Source organism: Acinetobacter sp. YH12099 (assembly GCF_013419195.1).
In the GTDB taxonomy this organism is placed as follows: Bacteria; Pseudomonadota; Gammaproteobacteria; order Pseudomonadales; family Moraxellaceae; genus Acinetobacter; species Acinetobacter towneri.
In genome coordinates this window covers 120,203-146,457 of sequence record NZ_VPAP01000003.1, presented here as the reverse complement: position 1 = coordinate 146,457, position 26,255 = coordinate 120,203, and the positions used below count along the sequence as shown (strand labels likewise).

At 40.1% G+C, this 26,255-nt stretch carries 23 protein-coding genes; 12 read left to right on the top strand and 11 right to left on the bottom strand.

The features are described 5' to 3' along the window. The first annotated feature begins 195 nt into the window (after positions 1–195). The gene (locus FTU39_RS03670) at positions 196–927 is read left to right on the top strand and encodes a hypothetical protein (RefSeq protein ID WP_004973230.1); all 732 of its coding nucleotides are present in this window, start codon (positions 196–198) and stop codon (positions 925–927) included. A gap of 114 nt (positions 928–1,041) precedes the next feature. Here the strand turns inward: FTU39_RS03670 and FTU39_RS03665 are convergent, their stop codons facing one another. Next, positions 1,042–2,199, bottom strand: a complete 1,158-nt coding sequence (locus tag FTU39_RS03665) for a hypothetical protein (RefSeq protein WP_180051736.1) — start codon at positions 2,197–2,199, stop codon at positions 1,042–1,044. 371 nt (positions 2,200–2,570) lie between these two features. On the opposite strand from FTU39_RS03665, the gene pepN reads away from it, so the two are divergent. After that, positions 2,571–5,180: an aminopeptidase N gene (pepN, locus tag FTU39_RS03660; RefSeq protein ID WP_179988639.1), complete on the top strand. Its 2,610-nt coding sequence runs from the start codon at positions 2,571–2,573 to the stop codon at positions 5,178–5,180. A gap of 128 nt (positions 5,181–5,308) precedes the next feature. Here pepN and FTU39_RS13780 read toward each other — a convergent pair whose 3' ends face one another. Beyond that, positions 5,309–5,596, bottom strand: coding sequence for a hypothetical protein (locus FTU39_RS13780; RefSeq protein ID WP_179991086.1), 288 nt, complete (start codon positions 5,594–5,596; stop codon positions 5,309–5,311). A gap of 245 nt (positions 5,597–5,841) precedes the next feature. Between FTU39_RS13780 and gorA the strand changes: the two genes are divergently transcribed. Both gorA and FTU39_RS03650 read left to right on the top strand, forming a co-directional pair. Further along, the gene (gene gorA / locus FTU39_RS03655) at positions 5,842–7,194 is read left to right on the top strand and encodes a glutathione-disulfide reductase (protein ID WP_180051735.1); all 1,353 of its coding nucleotides are present in this window, start codon (positions 5,842–5,844) and stop codon (positions 7,192–7,194) included. Positions 7,195–7,684: 490 nt separating this feature from the next. Then, positions 7,685–7,903 (top strand): hypothetical protein, encoded by a 219-nt coding sequence (locus tag FTU39_RS03650; RefSeq protein WP_004973244.1) that lies wholly within the window; start codon positions 7,685–7,687, stop codon positions 7,901–7,903. Between the two features lie 159 nt (positions 7,904–8,062). Here FTU39_RS03650 and FTU39_RS03645 read toward each other — a convergent pair whose 3' ends face one another. Then, the gene (locus FTU39_RS03645; protein ID WP_004973247.1) at positions 8,063–8,509 is read right to left on the bottom strand and encodes a universal stress protein; all 447 of its coding nucleotides are present in this window, start codon (positions 8,507–8,509) and stop codon (positions 8,063–8,065) included. A 50-nt stretch (positions 8,510–8,559) separates the two neighbouring features. After that, the gene (locus FTU39_RS03640; protein ID WP_004973248.1) at positions 8,560–9,009 is read right to left on the bottom strand and encodes a universal stress protein; all 450 of its coding nucleotides are present in this window, start codon (positions 9,007–9,009) and stop codon (positions 8,560–8,562) included. A 315-nt stretch (positions 9,010–9,324) separates the two neighbouring features. Here FTU39_RS03640 and FTU39_RS03635 point away from each other — a divergent pair, with 315 nt between their 5' ends. Next, on the top strand, positions 9,325–10,296 hold the full coding sequence (locus FTU39_RS03635) for an alpha/beta hydrolase (protein WP_180051747.1): 972 nt from the start codon (positions 9,325–9,327) through the stop codon (positions 10,294–10,296). A 44-nt stretch (positions 10,297–10,340) separates the two neighbouring features. On the opposite strand, the gene FTU39_RS03630 is transcribed toward FTU39_RS03635, so the two are convergent. From FTU39_RS03630 to FTU39_RS03615, 4 genes are all read right to left on the bottom strand, one after another. Then, positions 10,341–11,516: a benzoate/H(+) symporter BenE family transporter gene (locus FTU39_RS03630; protein WP_180051734.1), complete on the bottom strand. Its 1,176-nt coding sequence runs from the start codon at positions 11,514–11,516 to the stop codon at positions 10,341–10,343. Between the two features lie 83 nt (positions 11,517–11,599). Further along, the gene (gene leuE, locus FTU39_RS03625) at positions 11,600–12,262 is read right to left on the bottom strand and encodes a leucine efflux protein LeuE (protein ID WP_004973255.1); all 663 of its coding nucleotides are present in this window, start codon (positions 12,260–12,262) and stop codon (positions 11,600–11,602) included. A gap of 96 nt (positions 12,263–12,358) precedes the next feature. Next, entirely contained in the window at positions 12,359–13,345 is a 987-nt protein-coding gene (gene tal / locus FTU39_RS03620) for a transaldolase (RefSeq protein ID WP_136144603.1), read from the bottom strand. An 89-nt stretch (positions 13,346–13,434) separates the two neighbouring features. Then, entirely contained in the window at positions 13,435–14,325 is an 891-nt protein-coding gene (locus FTU39_RS03615) for a LysR family transcriptional regulator (protein ID WP_004973259.1), read from the bottom strand. Positions 14,326–14,432: 107 nt separating this feature from the next. Here FTU39_RS03615 and aceI point away from each other — a divergent pair, with 107 nt between their 5' ends. Next, positions 14,433–14,864: a chlorhexidine efflux PACE transporter AceI gene (gene aceI / locus FTU39_RS03610; RefSeq protein ID WP_179996420.1), complete on the top strand. Its 432-nt coding sequence runs from the start codon at positions 14,433–14,435 to the stop codon at positions 14,862–14,864. 109 nt (positions 14,865–14,973) lie between these two features. On the opposite strand, the gene FTU39_RS03605 is transcribed toward aceI, so the two are convergent. Beyond that, positions 14,974–16,485, bottom strand: coding sequence for an acetyl-CoA C-acetyltransferase (locus tag FTU39_RS03605; protein ID WP_180051733.1), 1,512 nt, complete (start codon positions 16,483–16,485; stop codon positions 14,974–14,976). Positions 16,486–16,724: 239 nt separating this feature from the next. Here FTU39_RS03605 and FTU39_RS03600 point away from each other — a divergent pair, with 239 nt between their 5' ends. The 4 genes from FTU39_RS03600 to dnaX all read left to right on the top strand — a co-directional run bounded on the left by FTU39_RS03600 (position 16,725) and on the right by dnaX (position 22,810). Further along, positions 16,725–18,116, top strand: coding sequence for a 3-oxoacyl-ACP reductase (locus tag FTU39_RS03600; protein ID WP_179989514.1), 1,392 nt, complete (start codon positions 16,725–16,727; stop codon positions 18,114–18,116). Between the two features lie 142 nt (positions 18,117–18,258). Next, complete coding sequence (locus FTU39_RS03595) at positions 18,259–19,113, top strand: MaoC/PaaZ C-terminal domain-containing protein (protein WP_131260931.1); 855 nt, start codon at positions 18,259–18,261, stop codon at positions 19,111–19,113. Between the two features lie 89 nt (positions 19,114–19,202). Continuing rightward, positions 19,203–20,489 (top strand): serine hydrolase, encoded by a 1,287-nt coding sequence (locus FTU39_RS03590; RefSeq protein WP_180051732.1) that lies wholly within the window; start codon positions 19,203–19,205, stop codon positions 20,487–20,489. A gap of 65 nt (positions 20,490–20,554) precedes the next feature. Beyond that, a complete protein-coding gene (gene dnaX, locus FTU39_RS03585; protein WP_180051731.1) occupies positions 20,555–22,810 on the top strand; it encodes a DNA polymerase III subunit gamma/tau in 2,256 nt (751 codons plus the stop codon). A 60-nt stretch (positions 22,811–22,870) separates the two neighbouring features. Here the strand turns inward: dnaX and FTU39_RS03580 are convergent, their stop codons facing one another. After that, on the bottom strand, positions 22,871–23,320 hold the full coding sequence (locus FTU39_RS03580; protein ID WP_004973275.1) for a thioesterase family protein: 450 nt from the start codon (positions 23,318–23,320) through the stop codon (positions 22,871–22,873). 101 nt (positions 23,321–23,421) lie between these two features. After that, positions 23,422–24,582 (bottom strand): iron-containing alcohol dehydrogenase, encoded by a 1,161-nt coding sequence (locus tag FTU39_RS03575; protein WP_004973276.1) that lies wholly within the window; start codon positions 24,580–24,582, stop codon positions 23,422–23,424. A gap of 119 nt (positions 24,583–24,701) precedes the next feature. On the opposite strand from FTU39_RS03575, the gene FTU39_RS03570 reads away from it, so the two are divergent. Together FTU39_RS03570 and murB are read left to right on the top strand one after the other, a co-directional pair. Then, positions 24,702–25,211, top strand: coding sequence for a low molecular weight protein-tyrosine-phosphatase (locus FTU39_RS03570; protein WP_004973278.1), 510 nt, complete (start codon positions 24,702–24,704; stop codon positions 25,209–25,211). A 3-nt stretch (positions 25,212–25,214) separates the two neighbouring features. Continuing rightward, positions 25,215–26,255: a UDP-N-acetylmuramate dehydrogenase gene (gene murB / locus FTU39_RS03565; protein ID WP_004973280.1), complete on the top strand. Its 1,041-nt coding sequence runs from the start codon at positions 25,215–25,217 to the stop codon at positions 26,253–26,255.

Sequence of the window (26,255 nt, the reverse complement as noted above, 5' to 3'; positions counted from 1 at the left end):
ATTTTAATTATAATTTTTGGTAAAAACTTTGTTGAAATGAACTACTTAGTTTTAATTTTAATGAAATTGGATATTTTTTAATAACTTACTATAATGATTGTAAAATTATGTAATTAAAATGTGTCATATTATTAATGCATTGACCAATTAAAAAAATTTTGCGTCTCTCTTTAAATATGAAACTGGGTTGTTTTTATGAATTTAATAGAAACAGTTTTTGACTTTAAAGCGCTTTCAATGCAGCAGCAATCGTATTTTTTTGAAAAAATTTATCAATTCGATCAAAAAATCTTTCCAAATTCGAGTTTAGAAGAATTTAAAGCCTTTGTTTATGACCCCGATGCAATCGCAGTCACGGTTATTCAATATCATGATCGAGATCAAGTGGTTGGGCAAAATGTTATTCCTTTTATTTTGATTCATTATAATGAACAGCCTATGCATGTGGTCAATTCACGAGCGGGTTTTTTGTCTGAATATCAAAAACAAAATTTGACGATTCCAAGTGCAGTCAAAGCCATGTTGAATCGACGCTTAAAAAATCCATTTATTCCATTGTGGTTTGTGATTAGCATTAATCAACCGAAGATTTATTCTTTGTTTGCTTCGCGTTCTAAAAGTTTTTTCCCAAGAGTCGGGAAAACTATGCCTAAGGAATATCATGAAGTTTTGCAGCTTATGGCGGCACGGTATCCTGAAATTCAAAAGCGCGGTGAAGGCGTATATGTGCATGAAACTCATTCTCCAGCACGAAGTTTTGAGCAACTGATGCATTTGAGAATTCCGCAAGATGTACATTCCAATTTCTTTTTGCAGCACGCGCCTGATTATTTTGATGGTTGGGGCATTATGTGTATTTGTAAATTAGACGGTAAAACTTTATCTGAAACGGCACTCAATTTAGCACTAAACAGAAAAGTGGATTAGGTGCTTATCACATCGAAAAACTGTAATCCTCTGTACGTATCCTGTTGACTCTATACTGCAGTAGATGATGAATTTGGGCAGTGATGGGGTGTAACCATCATCTTCACCAAAGTTTTATTGAGTGAAATAATGATCTTGATGTTTGCAGTTGCGACAAAATAAGGACACATAATTTTCTGCGTCATAATCGACAGTCAGTTCATCCGATCCGCAGTGCATACAGCGTTTAAGTGAATAAAATTTAAGTCGTGCTTCAATTTTTCGCCAAGAACGCCACACAGGTTGAAAGAAAATCCTTTCGTCATAACCCAAAAAGCGGAAGAATAAAATTTCGCTCATATAGCTGAAAGGCAAATTAGGCGGGCGTGGCAGGGTAGAGGTCTCCCATTTTTCAGCCACTGACCGTTCTCGGTATTGCTGCACAGTCTTTTTCAGTAAATTGGTATTAATAAAGTTTTCATTACGCGGTTTGAGTGCTTTTTGTTGGTATAAAAATTCCAAAGCAGTTTGCACCAAGTAATAAATTTGCCCAACCGCCAAGACATCTAAAAGTCGGTAGCAAAAGCTCTGAAAACTATGGTTGCCCGCAATTTGTATTCCCCAAGTCCGACAATAAAATTGCATAAACTGCACAATCTCTTGATACAGCAATAAATACAGCGCATCTTTGACTTCATCTGCTGTTTTGAACGGTGTGCCCATACTCAGATTTTCATAAAACCAATAACGTAATTGTTGTGCAATGCTGAATAAGCTTGGTTCAGAATAACCATCTAAACGGACATTGATATAATATTGCTGCGCATTTTCCGCAAAATCTTTGGCAATTAATATTTGCTCTTTTAGCAAATGTTTGATCATGCCGTGCTGGAAAAAATAGTTGGGGGTAATATTTAAATACTTGATTTTTTCCCAATCTATAAATTCTTCATATGGAATATGTTCCTGTGCATGCTGATCTAAAATACTCAATAAAAATAATTTATCTATAAAACGCAGCTGATTTAATTCGCGTTCAGGTGCATCCTGTTTTTTGAATTTTTGTTGTTCTTGCAAGCGGGTTTCCGCCATGATTTTTTTGCGTTGTTGGGTACAGCTTGCGCAATGACAGTTTTGTTGTTGGCTATTTTGAAAGATGCGATGTTCACAATGACTACATTGGTGAAAATTTAATTCCTGCTCATATTGTTCTGCTTCTACCCAATACATAGATGCCTGACACAAAGGGCATAATGTGCTTTCATCTAATTGTTTTTGCAGAATTTGTAGCATTGTGAAATAGAAGCTCAAGTAAATCGTGATATGTCATTATACATGGCTTGTGTACTGAAAGGTGGAAGCTTCTGTGCTTTTGATCATCATCAAAATTAGCCTGTGTTGGTCGTATTTGAAGTGAAGTTGCATATCAAAATATTAAATTTACGCGTAATAGCAATACAGGTATTGATTTAAACAGTCTGCTTTTATGTTACTTGTACAGGATTAATCCAGATAGGATTGAAAAGCTTGGGTTGAGCGCCCATATAAATCAGCATTGTTGAACAAGACTGAAATAGATTGTGCGCAGACAGATGTTGAAAGTTGTCGTATGATCATTGCAACTTTACAAAAACAAGCGCATCGCCACAAAGAATGAGGACAAGATGAATATTGCAGCAAATCCTATGGTTGAAGCCAGCCAAACTATCTATTTAAAAGACTATCAAAAACCTTCATTCTTGGTAGATGCTGTAGAGCTAGATATTCAAGTCTATGCAGATTACACCCAAGTGGGTGCAACATTGAAAATGCAGCGTCAGACTGCAGGCGATTTGGTGTTATTGGGCCGTGATTTAGAATTGAAATCTATTATTTTGAATGGCACGGAATTATCGGAAAGTGACTATCAATTAGATAGTGAGCAGCTTCGCATTGCAAATGCACCTGATCAAGTCACGTTAGAAACCATCGTGATCATTCATCCTGAAAGCAATACGCAACTTGAAGGCTTATATCAGGCAAGTTCTGATTTATTTGTTACCCAAAACGAGCCTGAAGGTTTCCGTAAAATTACCTTCTATCCTGACCGCCCAGACGTATTGTCGGTATTTACCACACGTGTTGAAGCCGATAAAAAATATCCTGTGTTATTGGCAAACGGCAACTTGTTAGAAACAGGTGAAGCAGGCGAAGGTCGTCATTATGCGATTTGGCAAGACCCGACCAAAAAGCCAAGCTATTTATTTGCTTGTGTGATTGGCGATTTGGCAGTCATGAAAGACCATTATGTGACATCTGAAGGGCGTAATGTTGCGCTGGAAATTTATGCAGAAGAAAAAGACATTCCAAAATGCAAAATTGCTATGCAAGCGTTAAAACATTCGATGCGCTGGGATGAAGAACACTATGGTCTGCCGTATGATTTAGACAATTATATGATTGTGGCAACCAGCGCTTTTAATATGGGCGCAATGGAAAATAAAGGTCTGAATATTTTCAATACGTCATGTGTATTGGCCGATGAAGAATACACCACCGATGCTGCGATTATGCGTGTGCAGTCCGTGATTGCGCATGAATATTTTCATAACTGGACAGGTAACCGTATTACTTGCCGCGATTGGTTCCAGTTGTGTTTAAAAGAAGGTTTAACGGTATTCCGTGACCAGTCTTTCTCTGAAGATTTACAGTCTGCCGCAGTACAGCGTATTGATGATGTAGCGGTACTCAAAGCACATCAATTCCCTGAAGATTCTGGCCCGTTATCGCACCCACCACGTCCAGATCATTTTGTAGAAATTAATAACTTTTATACCGCAACAGTCTATGAAAAAGGTGCGGAAATTAACCGCATGATGTCGACTTTACTCGGTAAAGAAAAATTCCGTAAAGGTAGTGATGAATATTTCCGTCGTCATGATGGACAAGCAGTCACGGTTGAAGATTGGGTCAATGCTTTAAGCGCAGGTTCAGGTGTCGATTTATCTAATTTCCTGACTTGGTACAATCAACCAGGCACACCAAAGCTTGAAGTGCAGGGCGAATACGATGCGGCTGCGCAGGTTTATCGTTTAAATTTAAAACAAAGTCTGAAAAGCAATGCCAAATATCCAAACTTAAAAGCATTGCCTATTCCTGTTGCATTGGCATTGTTCAATGCAGAAACAGGCGAGCAATATATTTTGCAGTCTGAAGCTTTGGTTGAAAACTCAGTAAAAGATGGTGTGTATTTGTTTGATCAGGCACAAGCAAGTATTGAATTTAGCGGTATAACTGCGCATCCCGTTGTTTCTTTATTGCGTAATTTTTCTGCACCTGTGAATTTAGAATTTAACTATTCTAATGATGAATTGGCATTTTTAATGCAGCACGAAACCAATGGCTTTAACCAGTGGCAGGCGACTCAGACTCTATTGGAACGTATTTTATTGGAAGAACATGCAGCAGATACTTATTTGCAAGCCATGAAAAATACAGTACCTGCTTTAATTGAAAAAGATCCTTTGTTGGCATCACGTATTTTTGATGTACCTTCTGAAGGCTATTTGGGCAGCCGTATTGATCAAAATTATCAACCTGAAAAAATTCAGCAACAACGCAATGCGCTGTTAGATACATTGGCGCGCGAACTTGGTGCATTCTGCAAAGAAACCTATTTAAGCCTTGATCCAGACATGCAGCAAGATTTCTCTCAGGCAATGGGTGTACGTGCTTTAAAGAATATCATGTTGGCGTTAATGGCACGTCAGGGCGATGCCAAAGCGTTTGAGCTGGCACAGCAGCAATACCATACCACTCGAAATATGTCTGAGCGTTTAGGGGCATTGCGTGTCTTGGTGTGGAATGATGCACCGCAAGCCAAAGCTGCTTTGGAAGATTTTTATACACGTTTTAAAGATGAAGCTTTAGCACTTGATCAATGGTTTATGGTTCAAGCTTCACATCCAAAAGCGACAGCTGAAACCATTCAGGCTTTAACTGCACATCCTGATTATGATTTGGGTACACCTAACCGTATTCGTTCAGTCAGTGGTGGTTTAAATAGCAACCCTGTGAATACATGGAGTTTTGGTGTTCAGCATTTTATTGACTTAGCCAAGTATTTAGATGAGAAAAACCCAATTGTAGGTTCGCGTTTATTGCAGGTGTTGTCGCGTTGGTACACTTTGGCAGAGCCACAACGTAACCAAGTGCAAGCAGCGTTGCTAAATTTGCAGTCTGTGGTGAAATCTAAAAACGTGGTTGAAACCCTAAATAGTATGTTAGAGGTTTAAGTTAAAAAACTAAAAGCCATTTCATCAATTCGTTGAAATGGCTTTTTTGTGGCTGGAATACATTAAAAATAATCTAGCTTAGTCACAGCGAATTTGATATTCATTTTTATAGTTGGTGTAAGTTTCATTTAATTCAGCAAGTAATTTTTTCTCGTTATATTGCCGATCTTCAGGTTTAGAATTTTAAGTACAATTGGCATATATTCATGTTTGTAAATCTGCGTATATTCTTCACAAATAATATGTTTGCGCTCATCTGCAGAATAGTTATCTAAATCGCGAAGCAAGATTTCATTCATTTTGGTATTGATGAGATCGAGTTCATCAAACATGCTTGGGGCTTGATCTGACGGTTGGGATGGGGAACAGCCGAAAGTGATAAAGCTACATATCAGAACGTAAACCCACTGCTTCACATTGACCCCAATGATAAAAAATCAAATTTATATTATAGCCTTAAAAGCGTAAAATTTAAGTGAATAGTCAGTTTTATTGGCAGTGAAATCAATTGAATGACAGTGTGTCGATTTTGTGTATTTAGACAATATGGCTGACTTGGGAAATGCAGTTTTATGTGTTAGTTTTGATGAAAATGAATGTTTTTCTGCGCTGAATTTCTGCAGATGAGTATCTAAAAAATCACGAAAAATTGAGGCATGAAATGGCTAAACATTATGACTATTTGGTAATTGGGGCAGGAAGTGGTGGTATTGCTTCGGCCAATCGCGCGGCGCAATATGGTAAAAAATGTGCATTAATTGAAGTTGCAGATTTGGGCGGGACTTGTGTCAATGTGGGGTGTGTGCCTAAAAAAGTGATGTGGTATTCTGTGCAAATCGCCGATGCTATTCAAAAATACGGCCCAGATTATGGTTTTAATACTGAATTAAAATCGCATGATTGGAATACGTTAATTCAAAATCGTCAAGCTTATATTCAGCGTATCCATGCATCGTATCAATCAGGTTTAGCTAAAAACAATGTTGATGTGATTCAGGGCTTTGCTCGTTTTGTAAATGAAAAAACAGTTGAAGTAAATCAGCAGCAATACACTGCAGATCACATTTTAATAGCCACAGGAACTGAGCCAACACGTCCAGATATTGAAGGGGCAGAGCTAGGAATTGATTCAAACGGTTTCTTTGAATTGCAACAATTACCAAAACGCACGGCAATTGTCGGTTCGGGTTATATTGCCGTAGAGTTAGTAGGTGTTTTAAATGGGTTGGGTTCAGAAGTTGGATTGTTTATTCGTAAACAATTGCCGCTGCGTAGTTTAGATCAATTTTTAGGTGAAACATTACTTGAATGTATGCGTGATGAACATATCCAAGTGCATACGCAAGCCATTCCAAAGAAAGTCACTCGCCAAGCGGATCAGTCTTTGTTATTACATCTTGAAGATGGTTCACAGCATGAGGTCGATTGTCTGATTTGGGCAGTTGGACGTAAACCAAATACACAAGCATTGAACTTGGCTGCTGCAAATGTGCAGATTGATGAAAAAGGATATATCGCAGTAGATCAATTCCAAAATACCAGCCAAGCGGGAATTTATGCGGTGGGCGATATTATTGGAAAAATTGAGCTGACACCCGTTGCTGTTGCCGCAGGACGTAAATTGTCTGAACGTTTATTCAATCACAAACCAAATGAATATTTAGATTATCAAAATGTTGCCACGGTGGTCTTTAGTCATCCGCCTATTGGTACGGTGGGTTTAAGTGAAGCGCAAGCCATTGAACAGTTTGGGCAAGATCAGGTCAAAGTCTATCAATCTTCTTTTACCTCAATGTACACGGCTGTAACTCAGCATCGTCAAGTGTCTAAAATGAAATTGGTCTGCGTTGGTGATGAACAGAAAGTCGTGGGCGTGCATGGTATTGGCTATGGCATGGATGAAATTTTGCAAGGTTTTGCAGTCGCGGTCAAAATGGGCGCGACCAAGCAAGATTTTGACAATACTGTCGCAATTCATCCAACTGCTGCAGAAGAATTTGTGACTATGCGCTAATGGAGTAGCGTAGTCGCACACAAAGAGTATGGGTTAAAAAAATCCATACTCTTTTTTATTTTTGAAATTTGTAGATAAAAAATCAGAAGATAAACGTCAGAAAGATAAAGTTTGTTATCGTTATTTAGTTAGCCTAATAAGAAACCCACCGAAGTGGGCTTGTGCGATCAAACACCATCCATTGTGTCTGGGGTAGATTATCTCACGAAAATGATTAAGGTTTGATTAAGAAATTTTTGTTTTATTAAGTTTATCTTTACAACTTTGTAGTCCATGCTGCAAAGACTTTAAATCTATGTTATAATATAACTTGTACAATAAAAATATCTCTATTCTCTCGTAGTTATTCATCATCATGCTGTGCTGCATTTATTTTCTATGCACTGCAAATTAAGTGTGATGAATGTTGTTGTATTAAAAACTATGCTCAAAATTTTAATTTGAGCTTGATTTGTAAGTTATAAATGAATTGGTGTAAATATTGAAAAAAATGCAAACAATGCTTGCGAAAGCAGTGAATGGTCGCGAAATTATGGTGTCTTTGGTGGCATCAAAGAAAAAGCAAAATACCCGTGATGGTTTTAAATGGGTCGAAGTCGGAAAACATGTGTTGTTGGAATGTGGTCAGGAAATTGAACTGAATTTAGATGGTCGCAGTTTTTATACCGATACGCATGAAATGTTCCGTTTACCGCATCGGGTTAATTAAGTTTTGGTCTGAAATGAATATTCAACCTAGCTAAACTGGATTGCATAATATGTAATTTAGAAAAGCTTTTAAAAGTTTTATCCAGAAAAATCCCGTTCATTGGCGAACGGGATTTTTTTATTTTATCTTTTACTGTGGCAGAGCACAGTTGGTAATGAATTAAACCTTAACAATCAAAACAGGAACAGGAGACTGAGTCAGTACGTTTTGGGCAACGCTACCGAGCATCATCTTTTTCACTCCAGTACGGCCATGCGAACCCATAATAATCAGGTCAGCACCAATTTCATTGGCAATTTGTACAATCCCTTCAGAGGCTGCAACACCGCGGATAATTTTGGTATCTACCGAAATACCTTCACGGCTAAAGGATTGCTGAATTTCAGCCAAACGATTTTGTGCATTTTGTTCAGCCTGCATGAAATAATCGGTAATTGCTGGTGCAACTTTGTAGAAGTCCACGCCTACAAAAGGATCAACTGCAATTACACTCATAATAGTAACAGGGCAATTTAGATCTTTTGCCAATGAAAGTGCTTGTTCGGCTGCAGCATAAGACATAGGTGACTCATCTACTGGAACAAGTAAGTGTTTATAAGTTGTCATGGCAAATCCTTATTAAAAATTTATGATGAAAATATGGCTTAAAATAGTGATTAAGCTTTAACTACAAGCACAGGTAATTCTGTATGACGTAATACGTCTGTGGCAAAGCTACCCAATAATAATTTTTGGAAACCTTTACGACCATGTGAACCCATCACAATCACATCGGCATTTAAGTCTTTCGCAGTTTTGATTACACCTTCAGCAGATACCAAACCCTCAACCACGCGAGTTTCTGCATTTACACCCACTGCTTTCGCAATTTCATCTGCTTCTTTTAATGCCTTTTGTGCATTGGCTGTCGCTTGCACAAAGTATTCTTTCATAATGGCAGATGAATAATTATAGTAAAAGTCAGAATCAGTAAATGGGTCTTCCGCAACAAGGCTAATTAAGGTGAGTTTACTGTTAAATACTTTGGCAATTTCAGCTGCATGTTTGACCGCTGAAAAAGAAATTTGTGAACCATCTACAGGGACTAAAATATTTTGGTACGACATGCGGGTAACTCCAGAAATTATGATTATTCGCCTTACACTTTATTGATAGCATATAGTCTATATAGGTTCAATTTAAAATCTGAAAAAAGATTGATAATTCATTTAATTACCCGCCAAATTTGCTGAAAGAAAAGATAAGCTGAAGATGATGAATTTACTCAACTCAACGGCAAAGCTATACGATAAAATAAGATGCTAAATTTGCAAAAATAAATAGACCTTCATAATTTAATTTTAAATTACTTGGGTTTGAATTGGGCGTATGAATCTTGAGGGAAATGTGGTTTGAAAATAATTTGGATGTTGCTGTGTTTTATGTTGTTAAGTGCTTGTCAAACCACGCAGCAGAACAGTCGAATCATTGCTAGTGCATTTAATCTCACCACAGGCTTGCAGCAGAAAATCATGGATCGCTATGCACCCAAAAATATACAAGTGCAACATGATATTGTGTATGCAACGCAGCCTAATTTGAGTTTTGACTTGTATCAAAACAGTCAATTGCAAGATTTAGCCGCACGCCCGACAATTGTCTGGATTCATGGTGGTGGCTGGATTGCGGGCTCAAAAGCACATGCACGTGGCTATTTTAAATTATTAGCCGCGCAGGGCTTTAATGTAATTGCAGTACAATATCAATTCGCCCCGCATGCAACTTATCCTACTCAGTTGCAACAAATTGATCAGGCTTTAAATTACATCACGCAACATGCAGAAAAGTATCAGCTTAATCCACAACAATTATATTTGGCAGGTGATTCTGCAGGGGCGAATTTAGCTAGCCATTATGCCGAATTATTGAGTAATCCTGCATTTGCACAGCAGTCTAATTTACAACCGACTATTCAGCACAAACAACTTAAAGGGCTGATTTTGCACTGCGGGATTTATGATCTAAAAGCGTTTGTTGAAACTGCGCCAGATGAAATGAATATCGTAGAGTGGGGTGTTTATAATTTGGTGCAGGCTTACACGGGAGATCGGAAACAGGACAGTGAATTTCTGAAGAATATTTCGCCTATTCAGCATTTAACAGCAAATTATCCTGCGGTATTTATCAGTGGTGGTAACAAAGACTTTTTAACAGAAACTCAATCTATGCCGATGCTGCATGCTTTACAGCAACAGAAAATTCCTGTGACGACAGCATTTTATCCAGATACAAAAGCATGGTTAATTCACGAATATCAATTTTTTATGCACCAAAAAGAAAGCCAACAAACTTTTGCTAAAACAGTGGAATTTATCCGAAGCACAGCGGCCCTTAATGTATCGCGCATACAATAAATCAATACGATGCTTCTGAAAAAGTGTTTTAATCGCTTAGTTATTTAGCTTTTGCTTTGTTTAAACTTTGAAACTGCCAAAACCACACAACCAAAAATCAGTCCCCAAAATGCAGAACCAATACCAAAAAACTGCACCCCAGAAGCACTAAATAAAAAGGTCAATAAAGCGGCTTCACGTTCTGAAACGTGCTGAAAGGCGAGGGCAATGTTGTGTCCAATGGTGCCAAGCAGTGCAATTCCTGCCAAAGCTGTAATAAAAACAGCAGGGAATGCCATCAGCAAACTGGTAAGCGTTGCCGCAAATATCCCCATCAAGATATAAAACAAACCGCAGCTAATTCCCGCAATATAGCGTTTACTGGCATCGGGATGCGATTGATCATCTAAGCTAATAGCAGCACTGATGGATGCGATATTGACACTAAAACATCCAAATGGCGCGAAAATAGCTTGTGCTGTGCCTGTCCAACCAATTAAGTGACGTACATTTGGGTTAAAGCCATAGCTTTTGATCATGGCAAGACCGGGCAAATATTGCGATGCCATATTAATGACAAACAAAGGCAGGGCTAAACCTAAAATGGCAGACCAACTTAATTCGGGTTGCATCCAAACAGGTTGCGCAATACTCCATTGCACACTGGGCATTTGAAATTGTAAGAAGATTGGGCATAACGCGACCCCAATCAATACAGTTAAAACAATGCTATAACGCGGGCTAAATCGTTTTGCCAATACATAGGCTGCCAATAAAGACAAAATAAATGCCCATGCTTCTTGCAGACTGGTAAATAGGGCAATCCCAAATTTAAGCAGCACACCTGCCAACATGGCGCTGGTTAAGCTTTGTGGAATATAAGTCAGTACCTTTTCAAAAATACCCAAAAAGCCAAGCACTGCTGTGAGTACGCCACAAAACAAAAATGCGCCAATTGCTTCGTGTAAGCTATAACCGCTGCCCGTGGCGATAATCAGTGCCAAGCCTGCGGTAGACCATGAGGTCGCCACAGGATATTTAAATTTCCAAGATAAAATCAGCCCGCTTAGACCAATACCTAAACCCAACGCGCAAAACCAAGAGCTGATTTGCTCAGCACTTGCGCCTAAAATTTGTGCTGCCTGAATGACTAAAACCGCGGAAACACTAATACCGACCAAGAAGGTAATAAAACCTGCAAATACTGCAGGCACAGAGAAGTCATTTAAAAGTTTTTGCATGCTTTCTTAGACATACTTTCTATAATTTATGAACAGATCATACACATTTGAACAAATAGTCAAAAGTGTTTTTTATACTTTTTTTATAGCGTTGAGCTTGCCAGTCTAAAGCCAAAACCGCAGAACAAAATACCAATGCTTGCAACGCAAATGGCTGCAATTTTATAGCGTTGATTGAAATAACTGGCTAATTTGACTCCTGAAAAAATCAAGATAGATAAATAACCCATGCTAATGATTTGTAGGACGATGGCTAAAACAGCAAAGCTCAGCATCGGGTAGGTGTAATCAGGATTGACGAATTGCACAAAAAAAGACAAATAAAACAAAATTGCTTTTGGGTTAATAACGCTAATCATTAAAGCAGTTCGGTAGGGATGAACCCGTTCAGTTGTATTGCTCGTTGCTGTTGTAGAAAGATTGGCGTGCGAAGTTCTGGTTTGTGGAAACCATGTTTTATAGGCTGCAATCAGTAGTTTAATACCTAAATAGCCTAAGTAGAGCGCACCAACTACTTTTAATAAGGTGAATAGCCATGGAAAAGCATGCAATAATGAGGCTGCCCCTAAAATGGTGCACACAATTAAAATCAGATCACCCGTAAATACACCGAAAGCAGCTGCATAGCCTGTGCGTATCCCAAAGCGTGAAGCCACTGACATGACATAGAGTGAGTTTGGGCCAGGCAAGAGCACAATTAAGGTTGTGCCAATTATAAAAGTGCTGAGGTCACTAATACCAAACACGCAAACTCACCTAAATAAAAACCGATGTTGCAGTATAACAACATCGGTTTTGTGGCTTAGTAAAAATTTTGGAATTTTACTGGGATAGGTTAAAGCTTAAGCTTTAATCTCTGCATCTAAGCCGAAAGACTGGCGTAATAGGGTGGCAAGTTGCTCACGCGCTTTAATAAAGCCATCAATGCCGCCTTGTAACAATTGGAACGCCATCAAATCTGCCTCAAGTTGCGCTTTGAATTGTTCCTTTTCAATTGCTGCCAGTGGTTCAGCTTGAACTTGAATGCCATTGGTCGATAACGCTGCAGCGACTTCTCGTTCATCAGCTTCAAGTTCTGCCAATAAATTTGGTGCAACGGTCAATAAATCACAACCAGCTAAAGCCAAAACCTGATCTATACTACGGAAACTCGCGCCCATAATTTCAGTTTGTACTTGATGCTGTTTATAGAATTGATAAATTTTCTTCACCGAAAGTACACCCGGATCTTTTTCAATAGGGTAGTACATGACATTTTCAGCTTTTTTATACCAATCTAAAATACGACCCACAAATGGTGAAATCAACGTCACTTTGGCATCTGCACAAGCATGTGCCTGATGTAAACCAAACAATAAGGTTAAATTGGTGTGAATGCCTTCGGCTTCCAACACTTTCGCCGCTTGAATGCCTTCCCATGTCGATGCAATCTTAATCAAAATGCGGTCTGAATGAACACCATAAGCTTGGTACAGTGCTAAAAGTTCTTTGGCTTTGGCAATGGTCGCATCAGTGTCATAAGACAAAGAAGCATCCACCTCAGTCGAAACACGACCTTCAATCAGCTTTAAAATTTCTACACCAAATTTGACCGTTAAAATATCAATGCTGCGCTCAACCAATAGATCATTTGTATAACCTTCAGCTTTGGCTTGCTCAAATGCAGCTTCAATCAACGCTTTATTTTCAGGTTGATTTGCAGCCGCCGTAATGAGTGATGGGTTGGTGGTCGCATCCAAAGGACGAAACTTTTCAATCGCAGCCAAGTCACTACTATCTGCAACAATGGTGGTTAAGTTTTTTAGTTGATTTAAGGCTGTCTGTGTCATTCGAGATCTAGTTCTTAGGTTATTGCTTATACATTCAGTTATATCACAAACAGCTTTTAACCCAAGTACCAAGTAAGAGGGTTTGTGGATTATTTACCAGTTTTTCTCAGATTTCGGACGTGATTAATCAAAAAATGAGCAGCAGCGCCCAATTGATGTTCTCGGCTCCAGACCAAATCGACAAAATATTCAAATTTTGGGGTGAAATCTAGCAGCTGTAAAATTTTTAATTCGTGTTGTAGTTCAGGATGTTCATTCAGCATTTCCAAGGGCAAGACACCCCAGCCTAAACCCTGCTTAATCATACTGCAGGCAGAATGATGATTATCGGTACGCCAATAGTGCTTAGAAAATAACAACTCGGGTTTAATCTGCCGATCACGGCTCGCCACTACAATTTGCCGATTTTGTAAAATCTGTTCAAAACTGACTTGATCAGATTCAGCCAGCGGTGAATGTCGGGCAGCGACAGGCACTAAAATTTCACGTTTTAATTCCACAAATTGTTCACTGCTTTGTAATTGTTCGCGTTCAAACATAAAGGCCAAGTCCGCTGCTTGAGTCATGAGTAAATGCAGTGCATCTTCTTGTGGCGCAGAGAAAATATTGATCTGCAATTCAGGAAATTGCTGTTCTAGTAACACAATATAATCTGTCCAGCGAGTGTGTAGTAATTCAGACACCACCACAATATTTAAGTGTGCTTCCAGCCCAGAACTGAGCGCAAAAGCATGTTGTTTCCATTGCTTCATTTCTATGAGCAGTTGTTTGCTTTTTTCGTAAAGACTCTGCGCTTGTGGGGTAGGCAAAGGTTCACGCCCAATCCGTTCAAACAGTTTTAGGTCTAAATCAATTTCTAAATTAGCAATGGACATACTAATTGCCGAAGGCACCTTGCCCAATTGGCGTGCAGCTGCAGAAAAAGAACCCGTTTCCATGACGGTGATAAAAATAATCAGCTGATCTTGATTGATATTCATGACAGAGGTTGGCTTTTATCTTTCAATATTATTGATGGATTCTAACTCGATTGGTCAATTAAATGAAAATAAAATAAGTGGGGAAGGATAAGTATTTGAGTAAGCAGATGTTGATTTCCAAAAGAAGATGGGTACATGCCCTGAGTTATGAAGTGATTTTATTGGTCATCATTGCTTTGGCATTAAGTTATGTGTTTGAAATGCCAATGCAAGTGACAGGTGGTCTAGGCATTGCGATGGCGGTGACATCGGTGCTGTGGAATATGTTGTTTAATCACTATTTTGAAAAGTTTGAAGCGCAACACCAGCTACACAGAACTTTTAAAATACGCGTTTTACACGCAATTGGTTTTGAAGGTGGCTTAATGCTCGCCACTATTCCCATGGTGGCGTATGCACTAGAAATATCCATGCTGCAGGCAATTTTGATTGATTTATTGATGACGCTCAGTATTTTGCTCTATACCTTTATTTTTCAATATTGTTATGACCATATCGAAGCGAAATTGGGTTATGCTCCGCAACATTCAGTCAGATAAAACGCTAGTGGCTAATTAAAAGTGAGCTGCTATAAATTAAGCGCTATAAAAAAGCCACCTGAGCGAATCAAGTGGCTTTTATTGCTATCTAAATTGGAACTAGGCAGAATTATTTTTCAATAATGGCTGTTACACCTTGACCGCCTGCTGCACAGATTGACACCAATACGCGACCTGAACCTTTTTGATTCAGAAGTTTCGCCGCAGTGGCAATAATACGTCCGCCTGTTGCTGCAAATGGGTGACCTGCTGCCAAAGATGAACCTTTAACGTTTAATTTGCTACGATCAATTGATCCTAAAGGTGCATCTAAACCTAAACGCTCTTTACAGAAGTTTGGATCTTCCCATGCTTTTAAGGTCGACAAGACTTGAGATGCAAACGCTTCGTGAATTTCGTAATAATCGAAGTCTTGTAATGTTAAACCAGCACGTTCAAGCATACGTGGAACAGCGTACGCAGGTGCCATCAACAAACCTTCTTTTTTGCCTACAAAATCAACTGCTGCAGTTTCTTGGAAAGTCAAATATGCCAAGACTTCGTGACCATTGGCTTTTGCCCATTCTTCAGAGGCAAGTAATACGCAAGATGCACCATCGGTTAGTGGAGTCGAGTTACCCGCCGTCATAGTGCGCGCGTCGCCTTTACCAAAAGCAGGTTTTAACTTCGCTAGTTTTTCTACAGTAGAATCTGCACGTAAGTTATTGTCACGTTCTAAACCTAAGAATGGCGTGATGAGATCATCAAAGAAACCTTCGTCATAGGCAGCTGCCATTTTTTGGTGAGATGAAGCTGCTAACTCATCCTGCGCTTCACGAGAGATGCCCCATTCCAACGTAGTAATGGCTTGGTGGTCGCCCATTGATAAACCTGTGCGTGGTTCACCGTTACGTGGCGCATCCATCAGGTCTTTAACGTTGATTTTAGTTAATGCTTTTAAGCGGTCTTTACCTGTTTTTGCAATGTTGAGTTCAAGCAAAGCTTTACGTAAACCATCACCAAAGGCAATTGGTGCGTCAGAAGTAGTATCTACACCACCTGCGATACCTACATCAATTTGACCCAAAGCAATTTTATTGGCGACTAAAAATGCAGCTTGCAAACCAGTACCGCACGCCTGTTGTAAATCGTAAGCAGGTGTTTCAGGTGCAAGGGCAGTATTCAGTACGCACTCACGGGTCATATTGAAGTCACGGCTGTGTTTGAGTACTGCGCCAGCAACCACTTCACCTAAACGCTGACCTTGTAAATTGAAGCGTTCAACCAAGCCATTTAATGCTGCTGTAAACATATCTGTATTAGATGCAGTAAAGTAAGCGCCATTAGAACGTGCGAATGGAATACGGTTACCACCGATAATAGCAACGCGGCGAACAGTGTTTTGGCTCATAATTTTATCCTGTTGAACAGAGGTATTGGTATTAGATGGTGCTTTTGTTTGCGTTGAAGCAGTTGTTTTAGCACGGCTAGTCGTGCGGGTACGTGTAGTTTTTGTCGTACTCGTGTTGGAACGGGTTGCAGTGTTGCTACTTTTGCTTGTACGTTTAGCAGTTGATGTATTTGACACAGAATCCGTTGCAGAATTTTCCACTGCTGGATTTTCTTGAGTTGTTTTGCTCATAAGGCTTTTCCAAGCATGTTAAGGGTCTACTTGATGCGTACATTAGCACAATAGTATGACAGCTGAATTGACTACAATGACATTGCAGAATGCATTCAGGTCAAGACATCTGATAATTAACTCAAGTATGATTTAGCACAAACGGGTAACGCTATTGAAATGTGGGCATTTGGCATCATATTGATGTTAAAAGATATCGTGTAATCCATCAAAAAATGAATTTATGAGAGATAATAATCATGACTGATCAATACCAAACATTTGCAAAATCTCCTATTGGTAAATTTGTCATTAAAAATTTGGGTTTACCATCCCCAACTTTTTTAGATCGTTTCGAGTCTGCAACGCCTGTGGTAAAAGGTGCAGTACTTTTAGGTGCAGCGCCTGCAAGTGATTTATCTGCTGAAATTGCACAGGTTTTAGCCAATGTACATGCCAATAGTTATGCAGGCAACAATGCAGAATTGCAACAAGCTGCGGCAAAAGTAGGTTTAAATTTAGGTGCGTTCAATTCGGGCGATAAAGAATCTAAATTTAAAGTGGTGGTGTTTGATGCTTCAGGTATTGAAAACTCAGAACAATTAAAAGCGCTTTATGATTTCTTTAACCCAATCGCACGTCAAATTCAGGCTTCTGGTCGCGTGGTGGTGATTGGTACTACACCAGAAACTGCAGGCAGTGTGAAAAAAGCCATTGCACAACGCGCTTTGGAAGGTTTTGTAAAATCGGTAGGCAAAGAATTTAAAAAAGGCATTGCGGCTAACTTAATTTATGTCGATCAAGGTGCTGCAGCAAACTTAGAATCTACGTTACGTTTTGCCATTTCACCACGTTCTGCTTATGTGTCAGGTCAGGTGATTCGTGTGTCGAGTGCTGCAACTGTAGATGTAGATTGGGCAAAACCATTGGCAGGTAAAACTGCTGTAGTGACAGGTGCAAGCCGTGGTATTGGTGAAGCGATTGCGCATGTGTTGGCACGTGATGGTGCACACGTTATTTGCCTAGACGTTCCACAACAACAAGCAGATTTAGACCGTGTTGCCGCTGAAATCGGTGGTTCAACACTAGCAATTGACATTACTGCTGCAGATGCAGGCGAGCAAATTAAAACAGCTGCCGCTGCGCAAGGTGGTTTGGATATTATTGTGCATAATGCGGGGATTACCCGTGACAAAACTTTGGCAAATATGAAACCAGAGCTTTGGGATTTAGTCATTAACATCAACTTGTCTGCAATTGAGCGTGTGAACGATTACTTATTGGAAAATGATGGTTTAAATGCCAATGGTCGTATTGTTTGCGTATCTTCAATTTCAGGTATTGCAGGCAACTTGGGTCAAACCAACTATGCAGCATCTAAAGCTGGCGTGATTGGTGTCGTGAAATTCACCGCACCTGTTTTAAACAACGGCATCACCATTAATGCGGTTGCACCGGGCTTTATTGAAACGCAAATGACTGCTGCAATTCCTTTTGCCATTCGTGAAGCAGGTCGCCGTATGAACTCTATGAGTCAAGGTGGTTTACCTGTAGACGTTGCAGAAACCATTGCTTACTTTGCTTCATCGGCATCGACAGGTATTAATGGTAACGTGGTACGTGTTTGTGGTCAAAGCTTGTTAGGGGCTTAACACCTTCAAAGTTCTCTCCCTTGGGGAGAGGATTTAGGAGAGGGAGATAAGGGGATAGATTATTAACCCTTCTCTCTAGCTTTCTCCCAGCGGGAGAAAGAACTCCATTAAATAAATTAGAAAAACTTCTCAAAGGTTCAGTATGAATACTCGCCATTTTAGTCAACTTCCAAAACCCTATTTAGCCTATCCAAAAGTGATTCAGGGCTTAATTTTTAAAAAGCCAAAAGGTGAAAAAGTTCTGCCGCAAGTTGAATATGTGGTGGATTCATTCAAGGTCGATCAAAAGCACTTAAAAGCCTATAATGCAGTGACAGGTTTTAAAAATAACGGCTATATTCCTGCAATTTATTTGGCTGTATTGTCACAAAGTCTGCAAATGCACATGATGACCCAAGAAGCATTTCCATTTGCAATTTTGGGCTTGGTGCATATTCGCAACCAAGTCAAACAAAGCCGTAAAGTTGGATTGAATGAACAACTGACCTTGTCGTGTAAATTTGGTGAATTGCAACCACATGATAAAGGCGTACAGTTTGATTTTATTACCACCGTTAAAGTAGGCAATGAGGTGGTGATGGAAGGTTTGACCACGTATTTAGCACGTCAAAAAACCACCACTAAAGCTGCTGCAAAGCCTGCAGAAAGCAAAGCGCTAAACTATGCCGTTCAAGCTGAATGGGATATTTCTGAAAATACAGGTCGCCGTTATGCTTTAACGTCTGGCGATTTTAACTTAATTCATATCCACGCGATTACTGCAAAAGCATTTGGCTTTAAACAAGCGATTGCGCACGGCATGTGGAGCAAAGCCAAAGCCTTATCTAGTTTAACTTTGCCAGATGCTTATGAAGTCGATGTGTGGTTTAAGTTACCTATGTATTTGCCATCTAAAGTTGAGTTTTTAACTGCAACGGACGCTAAAAATACAGACTTTTTAATTCGAAACAGTAAAAACCAAAAACCGCACGTGACAGGTGTTGTCACCGCGCTTTAATTCAGTGATCGAAAGCCTAAATCCTTTGGATTTAGGCTTTTTATTTGCGCTAGCTTTTTATTAATAATAAAAACGAGATAGACAGGACGATGCAACATTTAAAGGATTATATTTTTGCTGAAACTGAAAATTATCGTGGATGGGTTGCACCTGAGTTTCATGATTTAGCGATGCAATTTAGCCGTTTGCAAAATGCACGTAGCCAACAGGGCGGGGCTGCTTTAGCGGTGTACTTTCAAGGTCAGAAAGTCGTCGATATTTACACAGGTAAAAAGTCGCCAGATGAAGACTGGCAAGCCGATACGTTATCGGTATGTTATTCCACAGGCAAAGGTGTATTAGCGACACTGGCACATATTTTGGTCAGTCAAGGACTGGTCGATTACGATACTCCCATTTATATATACTGGCCTGAATTCGCCCAAAATGGCAAAGCATTGATGACCTTAAGGCATGTGCTGAGTCATCAAAGTGGTTTATATGACATCCGTAATATCATTGCCGATGCGACTGAAATGGCAGATTGGTCGCACATGCTGGATGTGTTGGCTCAAGCCAAGCCACGTTTTGATGTAGCAAGTGAGGCAGCGTATCAACCTTTAACTTTTGGCTGGCTGGTCGGTGGGATTTTAGAAAAAGCTACAGGTCAAACATTGGCTGAATTGATGCAGCAATACTTGGTTGAATCTTTGGCTTTGGATGGGGCGTATTTTGGTGTGCCTGCGTCTGAGCTTTCGCGTGTCGCACGACCATTTAAAACTGCTGTGACATCAGTGCAAACAGATTCATCACCCACAAATAAACAGACAGCTAAAGTTCAAAACCAAGCTAAATCGAGCAAACGTCCTGTATCAATATTCGATAAAGTCATTGCATGGAGTGGGCAAAATCCGCAAGACTTTCAGGATGGCATGATTCCCAAAGGCATGAAAAATTTTAGTTTTTTTAGTGATACTGGTTTGCAAGCTGTGATTCCTGCTGCCAATGGTGTATTTACTGCCCAAAGTTTGGCACGTATTTATGCCATGTTGGCGCAGGGTGGATCATGGCAGGGTCAGCAATTGGTTCAGCCTGAAGTTTTTCAGCAATTAAGCCAAGTGCAATATGTGCAGCGTGATCGAGTTATGCCTATCCCGATGCATTGGCGATTAGGCTATCACCGTGTATTAAGTTTGGGTAAGCGCTCTCACGGTTTTGGACACATGGGTTTTAATGGTTCAGGCGCGTGGTGTGATCCTGACCGTCAACTCAGTTTTGCCTATACCCATAATTTTGCTGCAGGTTCTTTAATTGGTGATTATCGACTTTGGGGACTGAGTCAGGAAGCCATTCGCTGTGCAGATCGGCAATTGCAAGGGCGTAAAGGCTGGTTTTAGGCGTGATTGTACGTTCACTCTTTGCCAAAAAAACAGTATGCTTAGACCTGTAAAAAGGAGCATTCATGTATCAGGTACTTGCGCGTAAATATCGTCCTCGTAATTTTAATGAATTGGTGGGACAAAACCATGTATCACGGGCATTGACCAGTGCTTTGGAACGTGGGCGTTTGCACCATGCTTATCTTTTTACGGGAACACGTGGTGTAGGTAAAACTACCATTGCGCGTATTTTGGCCAAATGCCTGAACTGTGAAACAGGCGTGACATCTACCCCATGTGAAGTGTGTCCGACCTGTACTGCGGTCAATGAAGGTCGTTTTATTGATTTAATCGAAATTGATGCGGCGTCACGTACTAAGGTTGAAGACACACGTGAGTTGCTCGATAACGTACCTTATGCACCGACTCAGGGACGTTTTAAGGTTTATCTGATTGACGAAGTGCACATGCTGTCTACGCATTCGTTCAATGCTTTGCTAAAAACTTTGGAAGAACCGCCTGAGCATGTGAAGTTTCTGTTTGCGACCACAGACCCACAAAAACTCCCTATTACTGTGATTTCGCGCTGTTTGCAATTTACTTTGCGTCCATTGCAGGTCGATGAAATTACCAGTCATTTAACGGATATTTTAGCCAAAGAACAGATTGTTGCAGAGCAAGATGCAATTTGGCAGATTGCTGAATCTGCGCAAGGTTCTTTGCGTGATGCGATGTCTTTGACAGACCAAGCCATTGCTTATGGTCAGGGTGAAATTCATCATCAAGATGTCAAAGACATGCTGGGCTTGATTGATCGCACCATTATCTATGATTTGATTTTAGCGATTCATCAAAACCAACAGCAGCGTGTGAGTCAGTTGTTATTACAATTTAGACAGCAAGCTTTAGATGTGTCTTTGGTGTTGGATCAGTTAATTTCGACACTGCATGAATTGGCAATCATGCAATATCTGCCAGATTTAAACCTAAAATACAGTGCTGAAATTAATCAAAAAATTCAGCAGCTTGCGGGTCTGATCTCTGCACAAGATTTACAGTTGTATTATCAAATTGCTTGTAAAGGACGCGCCGATTTACAAATTGCCGTAACCCAAGAACAAGGCTTTGAAATGTGTGTACTGCGTTTACTGGCATTTCGACCTTTGCAAGCCAATGAAGTGTTGGTTGCTGCGCCACAAAATACTGCACAAACAGCGGCTTCCCAGCCAGTTGCTCAAATGGAGCAAACTCCACAAGCTGTGGCAACTCAAAATACAGCACAAGCGGAACAGCATGTAACTGAATTAGATGCGGTTGCAACACCTGATCTTGATGGATTTGACTATGAGGATGACGATTATTCAGATCACACCACGACACAAACCAGTGTTGCAGAACCTTCTTCAGATGATTTTTTAGATGAGGATGAGCCTGAAGCTTTAACACATCAAGATCAACAGTCGATTCAAGCGCAACAATCGACTCCGCAAGCGCTACACTCAACAGCTGCGATTTCACCAGAATCTATGTCAGAACCTGCAGTGAATGAAGAAACTGCAATACAGGCTGAGGATAAGCAATCTGAATCTATCGTGTTTGATCCAAATGCAGATGCACAATTGTTTGGTTTAGATGAAGATGCCTCATCGGTAAGCACTACATCTGATGTGCAAAGTCATGATGATTTTTTACTGGAAAGTTTTGATGCCGTTGCACCGTTAGGTGATCTTGCTGCATCAGTCGAAACATCGCTAGTTTCATCTACACTACAATCGAATAATGCTTCACCGTCAATTACACAAAATGTAAGTAATGCAGAAACCGCTTTATTTGATTTAGCAGCGACTGAAGTCGAACCGAATGTTGCCAGTGCGACAGCACAACCGCAGCAAACCATAGCATCTAATGCCGATGATCAATTAATGCCGCAGGATATTCTGCGTTTACAGCCGCAAGTTTTAGAAGGTGAGTGGACTTTAGACAAGTGGGAATATTGGTTTAGACACAGCGAGTTGTCACCTGCCGTGCAAGAATTGGCGCAGCATGGCGTAATGACGGGGCAGATTAATGCTGAATCGGTTTTTCATATTCCTGAGCAATATCAGCAGTTATTGACTCAACTGCAACATGCTTTAGAAAGTGCTTTAAAAGAACAGTGGAGTAAAACTCTGTTTAAAGTGCAATATGAAAATGTGGATGACACGACACCGTACATTTTGCAGCAACAGCGCAAACAACGCGCTTATCAACGGGCTGAAAATTTATTGCATCAAGAACCGATTGTGAAAGATATTTTGCAAAACTTTGATGGCGAATTACATAACATTCAGTTGAAATAACCTGTTGTTAGCTTTTGTTTGCAGAATTTTAAGGCTGGGTCAAACCAGCCTTATTTTTTGCTAAGCGCAAGCTGAATCTGTGCTTTTATATGGCTGTAATGCTTCGCGGATGGAGTCAGGAATCGGGCAGTTTTGGCGTGTAATTCGATCTACAAATACATGCACCACTTGTCCTTGTGCAGCGGCAAGATTTTGATTGTTTTTAAAAATTGCCAAATCATAAATTAAGGATGAGTTTCCAATTTTTTGAATAGCAACACCTACTTCAATCATTTCAGGATAGGACAATTCCTGCAAAAAATGACAGGTGGAATTGACCACTAAACCAATACAGGGTGATCGTTTGGGTTCAAAGCCTGCTTTTTGCATCAGTAGGGCATTGGCTGCGCTGTCAAAATAGCTGTAATAAGTGACATTATTGACATGTCCATACATATCGTTGTCTGCCCAGCGAGTTTGGATGGGAAAGAAAAAAGCGTATTGCTCACGGGTTTTGGTGTCAGGTTTCACAAGTTTACCTATATTTTTATCGACGTGGTGTCATGCTTTAATGGGTGGAAATCATCCCAAATAAATGTAGAAAGTTAAATACAGAACGTTAAGCGTAAATGTTAGGCATAAATGGCTTGGTAAATCTGTAACGCATCCTGCATTTGCATTGCTCTCGGGTTGTTTTGCAATAAACGGCTTTGCAGCATCGCATCTTCTGCCAGTTGTGGCAGCATGTTTTCTGCTATGCCTAGGGCATTGAGTTTTAACACCAAGCCACTTTGATCTAAATGATTTTGTAAATGATCAATAAACAAATCACATAATCCATCTGTGCAGCCTTTACTGCGTGGGTCTAACCAACACATCAGTTCTGCATAATACTGTTTGGCTGCAGGCGCATTAAATTTTAAAACTTCGGTTAGTACCAATGCATTGCTATGCCCATGTGAAATATGGAAATGTCCGCCTAAAGGATAGGCAAGCGCATGTACCGCAGCCACAGGAGCATTGGCAAAGGCTTGTCCTGCCAGCATTGAACCAAACAGCATGTTTTGCCGTGCTTGCATATTGCTGCCATCTTCAAGCACTAATTTTAAGTTTTGATCAAGTAAACGCAGCGCATGTTTTGCCAGAAAATCTGAATACGCATTTTTTTTGATTTTAGAAGTATAGGCTTCAATGGCATGTACCATCGCATCTATACCTGTGGCTGCGGTAATCTGTGCAGGTAGATGACGGGTAAAATTGGCATCTAAAATGGCAACATCGGCATATAAAATAGGAGAAACAATGCCTGTTTTACTGGTTGCACCTGTGGTGACAATGGAAATAGGTGTGACTTCTGAACCTGTGCCTGCTGTAGTGGAAACTAGAATGAGCGGTAAACGTGGTGCTTTCGCATTGCCGACACCGTACAAGTCTGACAGTTGTTGAGTTTGTGCAGGATGACTCAGCACGGCAATAATTTTGGCGACATCCATCGCACTACCCCCACCAAAACCTAATACAACATCAATATTTTGCTGTTTGGCAAAATCAACTGCTTCTAACACAATCTGTTCTGCGGGGTCGGCTTGCACATTCGAGTAAATGGCATAGTCCAGTTGCAGTTGCTTTAAAATTTCTAAAATAGGTTGATGTAATTGTTGTTGTAAAATGCCAGCATCGGTGACCAATAACAAACGCTTATAATTTTTTTCGGTTAAAACCGTTTTTAGTTCAGAAATTGAACCCAATCCAGAAATAATGTTGCCAACTGTTTGAAATTGAAAATGCTGCATCGTCTTTATTCCTAATTTTTATACTTAATTCAACATTATTGTAGGGTCACGATATAGGATTCATATCATAAATAACTTAACATAAGACTCTTAAAAATAAAGTAGCTTTGAGGTTGTTTATGTCATCCAAAACGCCATATAAGGTGTTATGTGTTTGTTTGGGAAATATTTGCCGCTCTCCAACGGCAGAAATTGTACTTCGACATTTTTGTGATGAACAACAACTCAATGTGTTGGTAGATTCTGCTGGAACCAGTAATTATCATCCAGGCAAAGCCCCAGATTTACGCAGCCAAAAACATGCGTTCAAACGTGGTTATGACTTATCTACATTGCGCGCGCGTCAGTTACGTATACAAGACTTTGTCGAGTTTGATTTGATTTTGGCGATGGATTTTGAAAACTTAAGCAATATTCAATCTTTAATGCGCCGTGCTGAAGCTGAACTGGGCAGTTTGCGCGCTGAAATAGCCTTAATGAGCGAACACGATCCGCATTATACGCAGCAAGAATTACCCGATCCATATTATGGCGAAGCCGATGGTTTTGAGCGGGTGCTCGATCAATGCGAGTCGAGTAGTCGCGCATGGGTGAAAGTTTTACAACAACAATTTGAATTGAAGGTTTAAGTCATGCACATTCACTACAACATGCAACTCAAACCTTTCAATACGCTCAATTTAGATGCAACTGCGTCGCATTATGTCAAAATTGAAAATATTCAAGATGTACAGGATGCTTTGGCATTTGCCCAGAAAGAACAATTAAATGTGCTGATTTTATCGGGTGGTAGCAATATGTTATTGCCTGAACATATTCATGCCTTGGTCATGCACATGGATATTCAGGGCATCGAAAAATGCGCTGAAGATGATGCAAGTGTCACCCTAAAAGTTGGGGCAGGACAAGTCTGGCATGAGTTTGTGTTGTGGAGTACGGAACAAAAGTTATATGGTCTGCAAAATCTGGCTTTAATTCCAGGTTTGGTCGGCGCTTCACCTGTGCAAAATATTGGTGCTTATGGCGTTGAAGTCGGTGAGTTTATTGAATCTGTGCAGGTCTATGATCGTGAATGCCAACAATTCAGCTCAATTGTTGCTGCAGATTGTCAGTTTGCCTATCGACACAGTATTTTTAAAGATCATCCCAACCGTTACATCATTACCCATGTGACTTTTAAACTGTTAAAACAGGCTGCGTTAAAATTAAATTATGGCGACTTAAAAGCTGCTGTAGGCGATGAGCAAACTGCTGAAAATCTGCAGCAACAAGTCATTCAAATTCGCCAAAGTAAGCTGCCTAATCCTGCAGAATATCCAAATGTAGGTAGTTTCTTTAAAAATCCTGTGATTTCGACTCAGCAATTTGACCAAATTGCAGCACAATTTCCAAATTTACCCCATTACCCACAGCCGAATGCGCAAGTTAAAATTGCAGCAGGCTGGTTGATTGATCAAGCTGGCTGGAAGGGAAAACAACTGGGTGTGGTGGGTATGTTTCATAAACAAGCGTTGGTTTTAGTCAATTATGCCGATGCCACTTTGGCAGATGTGCAACACACCTATCGTGCTGTGCAGCAAGATGTTTTGAGTCGTTTTGGTATTTCACTAGAACCTGAACCTGTGTTATTTGATGAAACAGGTTTGATTCGTGCACATCAACCGGTAGGTTAA

Coding starts and splice junctions, on each gene's coding strand:
- FTU39_RS03595 (WP_131260931.1), top strand. CDS start 18,259: ATGAATACTCGCCATTTTAGTCAACTTCCAAAACCCTATTTAGCCTAT.
- FTU39_RS03635 (WP_180051747.1), top strand. CDS start 9,325: ATGTTGTTAAGTGCTTGTCAAACCACGCAGCAGAACAGTCGAATCATT.
- gorA (WP_180051735.1), top strand. CDS start 5,842: ATGGCTAAACATTATGACTATTTGGTAATTGGGGCAGGAAGTGGTGGT.
- murB (WP_004973280.1), top strand. CDS start 25,215: ATGCACATTCACTACAACATGCAACTCAAACCTTTCAATACGCTCAAT.
- FTU39_RS03600 (WP_179989514.1), top strand. CDS start 16,725: ATGACTGATCAATACCAAACATTTGCAAAATCTCCTATTGGTAAATTT.
- FTU39_RS03590 (WP_180051732.1), top strand. CDS start 19,203: ATGCAACATTTAAAGGATTATATTTTTGCTGAAACTGAAAATTATCGT.
- FTU39_RS03570 (WP_004973278.1), top strand. CDS start 24,702: ATGTCATCCAAAACGCCATATAAGGTGTTATGTGTTTGTTTGGGAAAT.
- FTU39_RS03615 (WP_004973259.1), bottom strand. CDS start 14,325: ATGAATATCAATCAAGATCAGCTGATTATTTTTATCACCGTCATGGAA.
- FTU39_RS03630 (WP_180051734.1), bottom strand. CDS start 11,516: ATGCAAAAACTTTTAAATGACTTCTCTGTGCCTGCAGTATTTGCAGGT.
- tal (WP_136144603.1), bottom strand. CDS start 13,345: ATGACACAGACAGCCTTAAATCAACTAAAAAACTTAACCACCATTGTT.
- FTU39_RS03645 (WP_004973247.1), bottom strand. CDS start 8,509: ATGACAACTTATAAACACTTACTTGTTCCAGTAGATGAGTCACCTATG.
- dnaX (WP_180051731.1), top strand. CDS start 20,555: ATGTATCAGGTACTTGCGCGTAAATATCGTCCTCGTAATTTTAATGAA.
- aceI (WP_179996420.1), top strand. CDS start 14,433: ATGTTGATTTCCAAAAGAAGATGGGTACATGCCCTGAGTTATGAAGTG.
- FTU39_RS03605 (WP_180051733.1), bottom strand. CDS start 16,485: ATGAGCAAAACAACTCAAGAAAATCCAGCAGTGGAAAATTCTGCAACG.
- FTU39_RS03650 (WP_004973244.1), top strand. CDS start 7,685: ATGCAAACAATGCTTGCGAAAGCAGTGAATGGTCGCGAAATTATGGTG.
- FTU39_RS03640 (WP_004973248.1), bottom strand. CDS start 9,009: ATGTCGTACCAAAATATTTTAGTCCCTGTAGATGGTTCACAAATTTCT.
- FTU39_RS03665 (WP_180051736.1), bottom strand. CDS start 2,199: ATGCTACAAATTCTGCAAAAACAATTAGATGAAAGCACATTATGCCCT.
- pepN (WP_179988639.1), top strand. CDS start 2,571: ATGAATATTGCAGCAAATCCTATGGTTGAAGCCAGCCAAACTATCTAT.
- FTU39_RS03670 (WP_004973230.1), top strand. CDS start 196: ATGAATTTAATAGAAACAGTTTTTGACTTTAAAGCGCTTTCAATGCAG.
- FTU39_RS03575 (WP_004973276.1), bottom strand. CDS start 24,582: ATGCAGCATTTTCAATTTCAAACAGTTGGCAACATTATTTCTGGATTG.